This window comes from Sphingobium sp., from assembly GCA_023266575.1.
Lineage (GTDB): Bacteria > Pseudomonadota > Alphaproteobacteria > Sphingomonadales > Sphingomonadaceae > Sphingobium.
Window position 1 is genome coordinate 1 of the sequence record JAHFPV010000020.1, and the last position, 12,564, is coordinate 12,564.

Sequence of the window (12,564 nt, forward strand, 5' to 3'; positions counted from 1 at the left end):
AACCCAGAAACCCACGGTCCCATCCGTCAGACCGTCTGGGGTGGCCACCCCAGACGGTCAACCCGAATGCAACTGCTCTCAGGTCAACCGCAAGATGCAAGAAACCTTTGTGCTACGTTTCTCGACTTCGCTCGAAACGAACGGATTGGAGAATGACTACGCTGTCACAGGGGTGGAGGCGCGGCGCGGGGTCTGATAGACCCGGCGGGATGACGCTTTTATCATCGCTCGATCAATCAGTGCTGGACCATGCGGCGGGGGCACCGATGCTGGCGCAGGTGCAGGCCTGGGCTGCCATCAACAGCGGGTCGCGCAATCTGGACGGGCTCGGCGTGATGGCCGGGTTGCTGGCGGATGCTTTTGCCGTGCTGCCGGGCGAATTGCGGCTGGTGGAGGCCGCGCCGGTCGAGACGGTCGCGGCCGATGGGCGGATCAACAGCATCGAATCCGGTCGGCACCTGCATCTGTCGGTTAGGCCGGATGCCCCGGTGCGGCTGCTGCTGACCGGGCATATGGATACAGTGTTCGGGATCGATCATTCTTTCCAGTCGCTGCGCTGGCTGGAGCCGGGGGTGCTGAACGGGCCGGGGGTGGCCGACATGAAGGGCGGGCTGGCGGTGATGCTGGCGGCACTCTGCGCATTCGAGACGTCAGGCGAAACGGCAAGGCTGGGCTATGATGTCTTCATCAACAGCGACGAGGAAGTGGGCAGCCCCTCCTCTGCCGCGCTGCTGCGGCAGGCGGCGGCGGGCAAGCTGGCCGCCTTCACCTACGAACCCGCGCTGCCCGATGGCACGCTGGCGGGGGCGCGGGCGGGGAGCGGCAATTTCTCGATCATCGTCACCGGGCGTAGCGCCCATGCCGGGCGGAACCCGGATGATGGGCGCAATGCGCTGCTGGCGGCGGCGGATCTGGCGCTGCGGCTGAAAGCGGCGAGCGGCAAGGGTTTTTCCTGCAATCCGGCGAAGATTGACGGCGGCGGGCCGAATAATGTCGTGCCAGATCACGCAGTGTTGCGGGTGAATTTCAGGCCGATGACGCCCGCTGACGAGGTTGCGGCACGGGCGCTGCTCGATCGGACCATAGCCGATGTGGCGCGCGACCATGATGTCAGCCTGCATTGCCATGGCGGCTTTGGCCGTCCACCCAAGCCCATGGACGCCAAGGCGCTGGCGCTGTTCGATCTGGTGCGGCGATGCGGCGCGGAACTGGGGCTGCCGATCGGCTGGCGCGATACGGGCGGGGTGTGCGACGGCAATAATATCGCGGCGTGCGGCGTGCCGGTGGTCGACACGATGGGCGCGCGCGGCGGGAGCATCCATAGCGACGCGGAGTTTCTGCTGACCGACAGCCTGGCTGAACGGGCGCAACTGTCCGCGCTGGCGCTGCTGCGGATCGCGCAAGGACAATATAGAAGAGAGGGGATGATCGCTTGAGCTTCATCATGCGCACCGCGCGCGCGGACGATTTGCAGACCTTGTACGAGATGGCCAAGCTGACCGGTGGCGGCTTCACCAACCTGCCGCCCGATCGCAAGGCGTTGTCAGCCAAGCTGGAGCGGACGCAGGCGGCGCTGTCCCGCACTGGCGAGGGCATTAAGGACGAGCTGATCGTGCTGGTGCTGGAGAATACCGAGACGGGCCAAGTGCGCGGCACCTGCCAGATTTTCTCGACCGTGGGGCAGAGCTGGCCCTTTTATTCCTATCGTCTGGGCGTGCTGACCCAGCATAGCCGGGAACTGGCGCGGACGTTCCGGGCGCAGATGCTGTCGCTGACCACCGATCTGGAGGGATCGACCGAGGTGGGCGGGCTGTTCCTGCATCCGCGCGAGCGCGCCGAGGGGCTGGGGCTGCTGCTGGCGCGCAGCCGCTATCTCTATATTCGCGGGCATCGGGCGCGTTTTGGCGACCGAATCATCGCGGAATTGCGGGGCGTGATCGACGAGGCGGGTGGGTCGCCCTTCTGGGACGGGCTGGCCGGGCGTTTCTTTGGGATGAATTTTCAGGAGGCGGACGAGTTCAACGCGGTGAACGGCAACCAGTTCATCGCCGACCTGATGCCCAAGACGCCTATTTATACCGCAATGCTGACCGACAGCGCCCGCGCCGTCATCGGCTTGCCCCACCCCAATGGCCGGGCGGCGATGCGGATGCTGGAGACCGAGGGGTTCATCAATGCGGGCTATGTCGATATTTTCGACGGCGGGCCGACGATGGTGGGGCAGATCGACCAGCTCAAAACGATCGCGGCGGCGCGTGACGTCAATCTGTCATCCTGCCATGAAAAGGGCGGCGTCAAGATGCTGGTGTCGACCGGCACGCTGGCCGACTATCGCTGCACCTATGGCTTTGTGGTCGAGGATGAGGATGGCGAAGTGTCGCTCGACGCGGCCAGCGCAGCGCGGCTGCATCTGGAACCGGGGCAGAGCTTCACCATGGCGGGACGAGCATGAGCGTTACCGAGATCAACTTCGACGGGCTGATCGGGCCGAGCCATAATTATGCCGGGCTGAGCCTGGGCAATCTGGCGTCGTCGCGCAATGCGGGCGCGGTCGCCTATCCGCGCGCGGCGGCGTTGCAGGGTATCGAGAAGATGCGCGGCAATATCCGGCTGGGGCTGGCCCAGGGGCTGTTCCTGCCGCAATGGCGGCCCGACGGGACATGGCTGGCGCAGTTGGGGACGGATATTGGCGCGGCCGAGCCGCATATCCGGGCGGCGGCGATGTCGGCGTCCTCCATGTGGGCGGCCAATGCGGCGACGGTATCACCCGCCAGTGATACTGCTGACGGGCGTACCCATCTGACCGTCGCTAACCTCGTCACCATGCCGCATCGTAGCCATGAATGGCCGCAAACGCTGGCGCAGTTGCGGGTCGCCTTTTCCGATCTGCGCGCCTTTGCGGTCCATGCGCCGGTGCCTGCGCCCTTTGGCGATGAGGGCGCGGCCAATCATATGCGGCTGTGCGATCATCATGGCGCGGCGGGGGTAGAGATATTCGTCTATGGCCGGTCGGGTGGCCCCTTCCCCGCGCGCCAGCATCTTGAGGCGAGCAAGGCGGTGGCAAGGCTGCATGGGCTGGACCCGGCGCGGACCTTGTTTGTCGAACAGTCCGAGGAGGCGATTGCGGCGGGGGCGTTTCACAATGACGTCGTGGCGGTCGCCAATGAGCGGGTGCTGTTCGCGCATGAACTGGCCTTTGCCGACAAGGCAGGCTTTTATGCCGATCTGCGCGCGGCGATGCCCGGTGTCGAGATTGTCGAGGTGCCAGCCAGCGCCGTCAGCCTGGCCGATGCGATCAAATCCTATCTGTTCAATGCGCAACTGGTGACGCTGCCCGATGGCGGCATGGCGCTGATCCTGCCGACCGAGGCGCAGGAGACCCCGGCGGTGTGGCAATGGCTGGAGCAGATGGTGGCGGGCAACGGGCCGATCCGGCGGCTGGTGCCGGTGGATGTGCGCCAGTCGATGGCAAATGGCGGCGGCCCGGCCTGCCTGCGGTTGCGGGTCGTAGCGGTCCCGGCAACGATCGACCCGCGATTCCTGATGGATGAGGGGAAGCTGGACGGGATCGCGCGGATCGTCACTGACTATTGGCCCGAACAGATCGCGCCGGACGACCTGTCGGACACGCGGCTGATCGCGCGGATCGAACAATCATGGTTAACCCTTGTTGACCATTTGCAGCTTTCGGGCGATCTAATCCCATAGCGGCGGGCCGCAACGCCAGGTGGGATCATAATGGAACGCATCAAACGCCTTTTCACCATAAAGACCAAGTTTGAGGCGTTCCTGATCATCTACGCGCTCGCGCTCGGCGCATCGGAGCGCGGCCTCGTCTATATGCAGCAATATCCTGGCTTTGGCGGGCAGTTGCTGGCGCTGGCCTGCACCGGCGCGGTGTTCATGGCGGGGGGCAAGATGCTCGACGCGCTGGACTATCAGCGCGCCTACGGCAGCTAGGCCCAATCGACATTCAGCCCTGACGGCCTGCAAATGGCGGTTTCCCGCGCTTCCGGTGCTCACCTACTTTTAGTAGGCTGCGTTGAAACGAGGCACGTGACTCGTTTCAAGGGTCACGGAAAACCACCATTTTACCTACGGTGGCCTTCGGCTCGGCTCGTCATCATCTGAATGTCGATCGGCCCTAAATCGCGCTTCGCTCCGAAACGGAGTTGTCTGTCGATTCACCTTTTGATCCGGCACTGTATCTTGCCTCCCAAACATGAACAGGGAGATATGGAGCCATGCTGGATGACCGTCGCGGGCAAAGCGTTGCCGCCGCCGAACTGGTACGCAATTTCGCGCATTGGCGGGAGGTCGGCGCGCGGGAGCCGGTGATGATCACCCATCATGGCCGCGAGACGCATATCTTCATGGGGGTGGAGAGTTTCCGCAGTCTGGGTGTGAGCGATGGTCCCGCCGCAGCGCCGGACCGGATGCGTGAGCTGGCCAACCATATCCATCAGGGGCTGATCCTGTGCCGCAGCGACCTGAGCATCGATTATGTCAACAGTGTGGCGCTGGCGATGACCAAAAGATGGGACCGGCATCTGGAAGGGCGGTCGTTATGGGAGGCGCTGCCGGAATTTGCCGGCGCGCTGACGGAAGCGCATATTCGCCACAGTCTGGCGTCGGGTGAAGCCAGCGCGGCGGACATCCCCTCCCCGTTCCGCAGCGACACCTGGCTGCATTTCGAAACATTCCCGTTCGGCGACGGCATCGCCCTGCTGCTGCGCGACATTACCGCGGACATGCGCCGTCACAGGCTGGCCGACGTCAAGTCCGCGATCCTGAAAGCCATGAGCGTGCATGGCGGGGTGGGCTATGTGCGCGTATCGACTCGCGGGTTCATCGAGATTGCCGACGACACATTCTGCACGATGATCGGCCTGCCCGAAGAGAGGCTGTCGAGTGTGTGCCTGCCCGACGTCGTGGAAGTATCGGCGCGGCCGCATTTTCGTGAGCAATTGGAGCGGGTGCTGCGCGGCGAGGGCGACCGGCGGGTGGCGACGCGGCTGCTGACCAATGGCGGGGCGGTGATGCCGGTCGAGGCGGCAATCGCGCAACTCCATGGCACCTACGGCACCGAGGGTGCGGTGATCGTGATGACAGGCGAGCGTGTGGCGGCCACACAGGGCAAGTAAGCGGCGGTCGGCGCGGCTTTTACGCAAATTCATGGTCCGATTCGGAGGGAGTGGATCAGGATCGATTGATCCTGAGGATTGGCGGGGCGGCGACATGCGGAATTTGCATATTATCCGCCGCAAGCCGATCAAACCGGCTGTTGAGCGTGCGACGCTAAGCTGTCCTTATGCGCCAAAGCCCCTCCCCCCGGTTCCGGCCGATCGCCTCCCTGCCCCGCCATGACGCGGGCAGCGCCTTGGTTGAGGCAGCCTTTGCCCTGCCGCTGCTGATCAGCCTGCTGTTTGGCATATTAGTCTATGGCAGCTGGTTCATGACCGCCCACAGCCTGCAACAGGCGGCCAATGATGCAGCGCGGGCGGCAGTGGCGGGCCTGGACGCAACCGAACGGCGCGCGCTGGTGGACCAGAGCATTGTGGCCAGCCGCGCCGCCTTCCCCGCGCCCGCCGCACAGACGATCAGCATCGGCACGGAAGAGAGCGGCGGCTATTATCGGGTGACGCTGAGCTATAATCTGAGCAACGCGCCGATCTTTGCGGCTACCCCCATTCCCCTTGCCGCCACGACGCTGCAGCGCAGCGCGGTCATACGGATTGCGGTGCCGTGAACGGGCGCGGCGTGATGCGCGATGCGCGCGGCGGCATCAGCCTGATCCTGGCGGGATCGCTGTTCATGCTGGCCGGCGCGGCGACGGTCGCTGTCGATCTGGGATCGGTCTATCTGGCCAAACGGCAGTTGCAGGGCATTGCCGATGCGGCGGCGCTGGCGGCTGTCGGTGGTGGGCGCAGCGCAGCGGAAGAATTGGTGGGACAAAGCGGGGTCGGCGGCATCGCGCTGATCGGCTTGGAGGGCGGCAGCTACCGTGCCGACAGCGCGGTTCCGGTGCCCGATCGCTTCGTTGCAGGCGAAGGCGGGGCGATGCGGGTCGAACTGCAACGGCGCACGCCGCTCTTCTTCGCCCGGCTGCTGGTCGGGCGCGATGGCATCGACCTGCGCGCGCGGGCGATTGCGGCGCGCCAGGATGCCGCGGCCTTCTCGATCGGCACCGGGCTTGCCGCGGTCAATGGCGGACTGCCCAATATGCTGCTGTCGAGCCTGGCCGGGACGCAGTTCAACCTGTCGGTGATGGACAGCCAGGGGCTGGCAAGCCTGAACCTGGACCTGCTGGGCGTTGCCGACGCACTGCGGGTGCGGACGGGGCGCGATGGCGAGGCTTATGGCGCGCTGTTCGACCGCGAAATCCCGCTGTCCGATGTGATCGGCGCGATGGCCGACAGTGCAGGCGGCAATCAGAGCGCCGCGGTGCTGCTGGCGATTGCTGGACAGGTCGCGGGTCGATCGGTGCGGTTGAGTGATATCATCGACCTTGGACCGATGCGGGGCGCGGCCAGTGCAACGGGGCAGCCCAATGTGCTGCTGGACGCTTTTTCGATGCTGCGCATGATCCTCAGCCCGCCGTCCGGGACATCGGTGCCGATGGATTTGCACTTGACGGTGCCGGGTCTGACATCCACGCGCCTCAAGCTCATAATGGGCGAGGGACAGGCGCGCTCCCCCTTGTTGAGCGTGACAGCGGACAAGTCAGTTGTGCTGCGCACGGCGCAGACCCGGCTCTATCTGGAAAGCAATGCGGCGACGGCGCTGTCGGGTATCGCGTCGGTGCGTATCCCGCTCTACGTAGAACTGGCGGCGGCAGAGGCGAGGCTGGCGGCGATCGACTGTACGGCAGGGTCGGCGGGTCGCGGTGTGACGCTGGCGGTGACGCCGTCGATCGGCACGGCGGCGCTGGCGGATGTCGATGTGCAGGCGCTGACCAATTTCAACGCGCCCGCCAATCCGCGCCCGGCTGTGCTGGCACAAGTGCTAGGCACGAAAGTAACGGGCTATGCCAATATCGCGCTGGGTGGCTTGCAGCCGCAAAATGTGCATTTTTCGCCCACGGAGATCACCGCGCAGACAGCCAAGCGGGTCAGCACCAACGACCTGACGCAGGGACTGGCCGCGAGCCTTGCCAGCCGGACGCAGGTGCAGGTGTCCGTGCTGGGCATCAATCTAAGCCTAAGTCCGCTGGTGCCTGCCATCGGCACGCTGCTGGCGACGACCGCACCCTTGCTCGACGGGATATTGGCGAGCGTGACGGCAACGCTGGGGGTGCAACTGGGCTATGCCGACGTGCGGGTGCATCAGATGCGGTGCGGGATGGCGGCGATCGTCGCCTGACGGCTTGCGCTGGCGGCCCGGTGCCGTCAGGAGCGGGAGCCATGGGCGCTATCATGCTACAGGGAACCGGATCGGACGTTGGCAAATCGGTGCTGGTCGCCGGATTGTGCCGGGCGCTGGCGCGGCGCGGCTACAGGGTGCGGCCGTTCAAGCCACAGAATATGTCGAACAACGCCGCGGTGACGAGCGACGGCGGCGAGATTGGCCGGGCGCAGGCATTGCAGGCGATCGCTTGCGGGGTGCCGCTGCATACCGACATGAACCCGGTGCTGCTGAAGCCGCAGGCCGACCGGACGTCGCAACTGATCGTTCATGGTCAGGTGCGCGGAACGCTGGGGTCGGGCAATTTCCGTAGCGCGCGTGGAGAACTGCTGGGCGCTGTACTGGAAAGCTATGCGCGATTGAAAGCGCAGTGCGATATTGTGGTGGTCGAGGGGGCGGGATCGCCCGCCGAGATCAACCTGCGCGCGGGCGACATTGCCAATATGGGTTTTGCCCGCGAGGCGAATGTGCCGGTCGTGCTGGTCGGCGATATCGACCGGGGCGGCGTGATCGCGGCGGTGGTTGGGACGCGCACGGTGATCGACCCGGCGGATGCGGCGATGATCAAGGGGTTCCTGATCAACAAGTTTCGCGGCGATCCGGCTTTGTTCGAGGATGGCTATGCGCAGATTGCCACGCTGTCGGGCTGGCGCGGTATGGGGGTGGTGCCATGGCTGGATGCCGTGGCGCGATTGCCGAGCGAGGACGCCGTCGTGCTGGAGCGGCGCGCGCCATCCGCCGATGCGCCGCTGGTCATCGCCTGCCCGGTGCTGCCGCGTATCTCCAATTTTGACGAACTTGATCCGCTGAAGCTGGAACCGTCGGTCGAGTTGCGGATGATCGGACCGGGTCAGGTGATCCCAGCCGATGCCGCGCTGGTGATCCTGCCGGGGTCCAAGGCGACGATTGCGGACATGCGCGCGATGGTGGCGCAGGGATGGGATATCGACATTCGCGCGCATCACCGCCGTGGCGGGGCGGTGCTGGGAATTTGCGGCGGATATCAGATGCTGGGACGGACGATCAGCGATCCCGAAGGGCTGGAGGGGGCACCGGGCGGGGTAGCGGGGCTGGGGCTGCTGGAGGTGGACACGCTATTGTCGGCGGGCAAAGCGCTCGACTTGGTGCAGGGGCATGGTCTGGGCGCGGATTTCAGCGGTTATGCGATGCATATGGGTGCGACCAGCGGGCCGGACTGCGCGCGGCCCTTTGCGATGCTGGACGGCAACCGGGCCGATGGGGCAGTCAGCCGCGACGGGCTGGTGCTGGGCAGTTATGTCCATGGACTGCTGGCCAGCGCACCGCTGCGCGATGCATTGTTGCGGCGGCTGGGCGGGCAGTCGGCACTGGCCGATTATGGACAGACGGTGGAGGATGCGCTGGACGAGGTTGCGGCGCTGCTGGAGCAACATGCCGATATCGACGCGATGGTCGCGCTGGCGCTGTCATGACAGGCAAATGGTGCACCCGGAGCGATTCGAACGCCCGACCCTCAGATTCGTAGTCTGATGCTCTATCCAGCTGAGCTACGGGTGCGCTGGAAGGATGATAGACTGGCGTAAAGCCGGACTGGACGTCCTTCAAAATGTTGGTGCACCCGGAGCGATTCGAACGCCCGACCCTCAGATTCGTAGTCTGATGCTCTATCCAGCTGAGCTACGGGTGCACTGGAGTGGCGCGGATAGTAGGGCGCGCCGGATTGGGCAAGCCCCTTTTTTCACTTTTGCCCGACCATCCCGCCTTTCTGGGGCCGCGCGGCAACTTTTGGCCTCGCCCGCCGTTCGAGACGGTAATGAAAGGATGTCCTTATGAGCTTTACCCTGAATGACATCGCCTTGCTGCTGGTCGCGCTGGCCATCGGCCTGATCCTGGGCCTGATGATGAGCGGACGCGGCAAATATCGCCGGGCCTGGCGCGACGAGCAGGCTGCCCACCGGGCGATGGTCAAGGATCGCGACGCGCAGTTGGAGGCCGCCAATGCGCGGATCGTCGAGTTGGAGAAGCGGACGGTGCCGGTTGGCGCAACGCCTGTCGCTGGCGTTGCCGCCGAGCGGGATGATCTGAGCCGGATCAAGGGTTTGAGCCAGGCGCAGGAGGTGTCGCTGAATGAGGCGGGCTATCAGCGCTATGGCCAGATCGCGGCGCTGAACGGTGAGCAGGAGGCGGCGCTGGAGGCGCGGCTGGGTCTGACGCCCGGAACGATCGCGCGGGAGAATTGGCGCGAGCAGGCGCGCGCGCTGGAAGGCGGCGGGCAGCGCAAGGGGCTGTTCGGGCGAGCTGCTACGCCGGTTTGAGCGCTTAAGAAAAGGGCGGGGTTTGCGCCCCGCCCTTTTGCCTTACTTCTTGTTCGCCAGAGCGGCCTGCGCCGCGGCCAAGCGGGCGATCGGTACGCGGTAGGGCGAGGCCGATACATAATCGAGGCCGGTGGCTTCGCAGAAGGCGATCGAGGCCGGATCGCCGCCATGTTCACCGCAAATCCCCAGCTTGATGCCGGGACGGGTCTTGCGACCGCGTTCGGCTGCAAGCTGGATCAGTTCGCCCACACCCTCGACATCGATGCTGACGAAGGGATCGCGGGCGAAAATGCCCTTGTCGACATAGGTGCCAAGGAAGCGGCTGGCGTCGTCGCGGCTGATGCCGATGGTCGTTTGCGTCAGGTCGTTGGTGCCGAAGGAGAAGAATTCCCCGACTTCGGCAATTTCCCCGGCCTTGAGCGCGGCGCGCGGCAGTTCGATCATTGTGCCGACCAGATATTCGACGCTGTCGCCCTGTTCGGCGAACACTTCGGTGGCGACGCGATCGACGATCGCCTTCATCAGCTCCAGTTCTTTGGCGGTAGCCACCAGCGGGATCATGACTTCGGGGATCGGCGCTTCACCGCCACGCTGCTTGACGATCAAGGCCGCCTCAAAGATGGCGCGGGCCTGCATTTCGTAGATTTCGGGATAGGTGACGCCCAAGCGGCAACCGCGATGGCCGAGCATGGGGTTGAATTCATGCAGTTCGTTGGCGCGGCGCTTCAATACTTCGATGCCGACGCCAGCGGCCTTGGCCACTTCTTCAAATTCGGCTTCGGCATGGGGCAGGAATTCGTGCAGTGGCGGATCGAGCAGGCGGATGGTAACGGGCAGGCCCGCCATCACCATGAAGATCTGCGCGAAATCATCGCGCTGTTCGGGCAGCAGCCGTTCAAGCGCGACGCGGCGGCCCTTTTCGCTGTCGGCCAGGATCATTTCGCGCACGGCAGTGATACGGGCCGCGTCAAAGAACATATGTTCGGTGCGGCAGAGGCCCACGCCTTCCGCACCGAATTCGCGCGCGACCTTGCAGTCCTGCGGGGTTTCGGCGTTGGCGCGGACTTTGAGGCGACGGACCTTGTCCGCCCAGACCATCAACGTGCCGAAGTCACCGGCCAGTTCGGGCTGAACGGTCGGGACTTCGCCCGCCATGACTTCGCCGGTCGACCCGTCAAGGGTGAGGATATCGCCTTCCTTCAACTCCCGGCCATCGACACGCAGGATTTTCGCCTTGGTGTCGATCGAAATGCCGCCTGCGCCGGAGACGCAGGGGCGGCCCATGCCGCGCGCAACGACGGCGGCGTGGCTGGTCATGCCGCCACGCGCGGTCAGGATGCCCTTGGCCGCGTGCATCCCGTGAATATCCTCTGGCGAGGTTTCCACGCGGACGAGGATGACGGCGTCGCCCATTTCGTTGCGGCGCTCAGCGGTGTCGGCGTCGAACACGATCAGACCCGATGCAGCGCCGGGGCTGGCGGGCAGCCCCTTCGTCAGAACATCGCGCGGTGCCTTGGGATCGAGCGTGGGGTGGAGCAGCTGGTCGAGCGCGGCGGGATCGACGCGGGCGACGGCTTCTTCTTCGGTGATTAGCCCTTCATGCGCCATATCCACCGCCATTTTGAGCGCTGCCTTGGCCGTGCGCTTGCCAGAGCGGGTCTGGAGCATCCACAGCTTGCCCTGCTGGACGGTGAATTCAATGTCCTGCATGTCGCGATAATGGGTTTCGAGGATCTGGAACACCTTGGCCAGTTCGGCATAGGTTTCCGGCATCGCCTCTTCCATCGACAGCGGCTTGGCCCCTGCCCGCTCCCGCGCGGCCAGCGTCAGATATTGGGGCGTGCGGATGCCCGCGACGACGTCCTCACCCTGGGCGTTGATCAGAAATTCGCCATAATAGACATTTTCGCCGGTCGACGGGTCGCGGGTGAAGGCCACGCCGGTGGCGGAGGTTTCGCCCATATTGCCGAACACCATCGCCTGCACATTGACGGCGGTGCCCCATTCGCCGGGGATGTTGTTGAGGCGGCGATAGACTTTTGCGCGCTCCGACTGCCACGAACCGAACACGGCGCTGATCGCGCCCCAGAGCTGGTCATGGACGTCCTGCGGGAATGGCTTGTTCCAGAGTTTCTGGACCAGCGCCTTATATTCGGCGACCAGTGCCTTCCAGTCGTCCGCCGTCATTTCGGTGTCGAGGCTGTAGCCCTGATCTTCCTTGGCGACTTCCAGCGCTTCCTCGAACGCGCCATGGTCCAGTTCCAGCACCACGTCCGAATACATCTGGATGAAGCGGCGATAGCTGTCCCAGGCGAAACGTTCGTCGCCCGATGTATTGGCAAGGCCGACGACGGTTTCGTCGTTGAGACCGAGGTTGAGGACCGTGTCCATCATGCCGGGCATCGACGCGCGGGCGCCGGAGCGGACCGAGACGAGCAGCGGATCGGCGGCGTCGCCGAATGTCTTGCCGGTGATCCCCTCAATATGGGCAAGGCCGGTGGCGACTTCCGCCTTCACACTGTCGGGATACACGCCGCCATCTTCATAATAGCGGGTACACATGGCCGTCGTGATGGTGAAGCCGGGGGGAACCGGCAGGCCGATCGCGGCCATGCCGTCGAGGTTCGCGCCCTTGCCGCCCAGAAGGTTGCGGTCACCCTGCCCGCCATCATCCACGCCGCCGCCAAAACGATAGACATAACGTGTTGCGGTCGTGGTCATGATGGCCTCTTGTGTATCATTCATTCCCGGCACTCCCTGCACTGATTGCCGATTATATTGCATTGCAACAATCTGGCATTCATAGCCAGATCATGCGCGGCAGAATAGGATTATTACGTCTTAACTTCGCATTTTTCCCGGTCAA

At 64.6% G+C, this 12,564-nt stretch carries 10 protein-coding genes and 2 tRNA genes; 9 read left to right on the forward strand and 3 right to left on the reverse strand.

What is annotated here, in order from left to right; genetic code table 11:
* Nucleotides 1–209: 209 nt before the first annotated feature.
* The 8 genes from Q0D44_RS16195 (at nt 210) to Q0D44_RS16230 (ending at nt 8,855) form a co-directional block, all read left to right on the forward strand.
* The gene (locus Q0D44_RS16195) at nt 210–1,436 is read left to right on the forward strand and encodes a hydrolase (RefSeq protein ID WP_294137995.1); all 1,227 of its coding nucleotides are present in this window, start codon (nt 210–212) and stop codon (nt 1,434–1,436) included.
* On the forward strand, nt 1,433–2,452 hold the full coding sequence (locus tag Q0D44_RS16200; RefSeq protein WP_294137996.1) for an arginine N-succinyltransferase: 1,020 nt from the start codon (nt 1,433–1,435) through the stop codon (nt 2,450–2,452). The genes Q0D44_RS16195 and Q0D44_RS16200 overlap by 4 nt, the downstream gene beginning before the upstream one ends.
* On the forward strand, nt 2,449–3,708 hold the full coding sequence (locus Q0D44_RS16205; protein WP_294137997.1) for an N-succinylarginine dihydrolase: 1,260 nt from the start codon (nt 2,449–2,451) through the stop codon (nt 3,706–3,708). Before Q0D44_RS16200 ends, Q0D44_RS16205 begins: the two co-directional genes overlap by 4 nt.
* Nucleotides 3,709–3,738: 30 nt before the next feature.
* Nucleotides 3,739–3,960 (forward strand): hypothetical protein, encoded by a 222-nt coding sequence (locus Q0D44_RS16210; protein WP_119745953.1) that lies wholly within the window; start codon nt 3,739–3,741, stop codon nt 3,958–3,960.
* A 284-nt stretch (nt 3,961–4,244) separates the two neighbouring features.
* Complete coding sequence (locus Q0D44_RS16215) at nt 4,245–5,144, forward strand: PAS domain-containing protein (protein ID WP_294137998.1); 900 nt, start codon at nt 4,245–4,247, stop codon at nt 5,142–5,144.
* A 167-nt stretch (nt 5,145–5,311) separates the two neighbouring features.
* Entirely contained in the window at nt 5,312–5,749 is a 438-nt protein-coding gene (locus Q0D44_RS16220; protein ID WP_294137999.1) for a TadE/TadG family type IV pilus assembly protein, read from the forward strand.
* Nucleotides 5,746–7,362 (forward strand): pilus assembly protein TadG-related protein, encoded by a 1,617-nt coding sequence (locus tag Q0D44_RS16225; protein ID WP_294138000.1) that lies wholly within the window; start codon nt 5,746–5,748, stop codon nt 7,360–7,362. Before Q0D44_RS16220 ends, Q0D44_RS16225 begins: the two co-directional genes overlap by 4 nt.
* 41 nt (nt 7,363–7,403) lie before the next feature.
* The gene (locus Q0D44_RS16230) at nt 7,404–8,855 is read left to right on the forward strand and encodes a cobyric acid synthase (protein ID WP_294138001.1); all 1,452 of its coding nucleotides are present in this window, start codon (nt 7,404–7,406) and stop codon (nt 8,853–8,855) included.
* Between the two features lie 8 nt (nt 8,856–8,863).
* On the opposite strand, the gene Q0D44_RS16235 is transcribed toward Q0D44_RS16230, so the two are convergent.
* Nucleotides 8,864–8,940, reverse strand: a tRNA-Arg gene (locus Q0D44_RS16235).
* A 53-nt stretch (nt 8,941–8,993) separates the two neighbouring features.
* Nucleotides 8,994–9,070, reverse strand: a tRNA-Arg gene (locus tag Q0D44_RS16240).
* 142 nt (nt 9,071–9,212) lie between these two features.
* On the opposite strand from Q0D44_RS16240, the gene Q0D44_RS16245 reads away from it, so the two are divergent.
* The gene (locus Q0D44_RS16245) at nt 9,213–9,698 is read left to right on the forward strand and encodes a hypothetical protein (protein WP_294138002.1); all 486 of its coding nucleotides are present in this window, start codon (nt 9,213–9,215) and stop codon (nt 9,696–9,698) included.
* A gap of 42 nt (nt 9,699–9,740) precedes the next feature.
* Here Q0D44_RS16245 and ppdK read toward each other — a convergent pair whose 3' ends face one another.
* Nucleotides 9,741–12,443, reverse strand: coding sequence for a pyruvate, phosphate dikinase (gene ppdK, locus Q0D44_RS16250; RefSeq protein ID WP_294138003.1), 2,703 nt, complete (start codon nt 12,441–12,443; stop codon nt 9,741–9,743).
* Nucleotides 12,444–12,564: the final 121 nt, after the last annotated feature.

Bases quoted from the DNA above. Each gene is read 5' to 3' on its own strand.
- Q0D44_RS16195 (WP_294137995.1), top strand. From the start codon at position 210: ATGACGCTTTTATCATCGCTCGATCAATCAGTGCTGGACCATGCGGCG.
- Q0D44_RS16205 (WP_294137997.1), top strand. From the start codon at position 2,449: ATGAGCGTTACCGAGATCAACTTCGACGGGCTGATCGGGCCGAGCCAT.
- Q0D44_RS16210 (WP_119745953.1), top strand. From the start codon at position 3,739: ATGGAACGCATCAAACGCCTTTTCACCATAAAGACCAAGTTTGAGGCG.
- Q0D44_RS16215 (WP_294137998.1), top strand. From the start codon at position 4,245: ATGCTGGATGACCGTCGCGGGCAAAGCGTTGCCGCCGCCGAACTGGTA.
- Q0D44_RS16220 (WP_294137999.1), top strand. From the start codon at position 5,312: ATGCGCCAAAGCCCCTCCCCCCGGTTCCGGCCGATCGCCTCCCTGCCC.
- Q0D44_RS16230 (WP_294138001.1), top strand. From the start codon at position 7,404: ATGGGCGCTATCATGCTACAGGGAACCGGATCGGACGTTGGCAAATCG.
- Q0D44_RS16245 (WP_294138002.1), top strand. From the start codon at position 9,213: ATGAGCTTTACCCTGAATGACATCGCCTTGCTGCTGGTCGCGCTGGCC.
- ppdK (WP_294138003.1), bottom strand. From the start codon at position 12,443: ATGAATGATACACAAGAGGCCATCATGACCACGACCGCAACACGTTAT.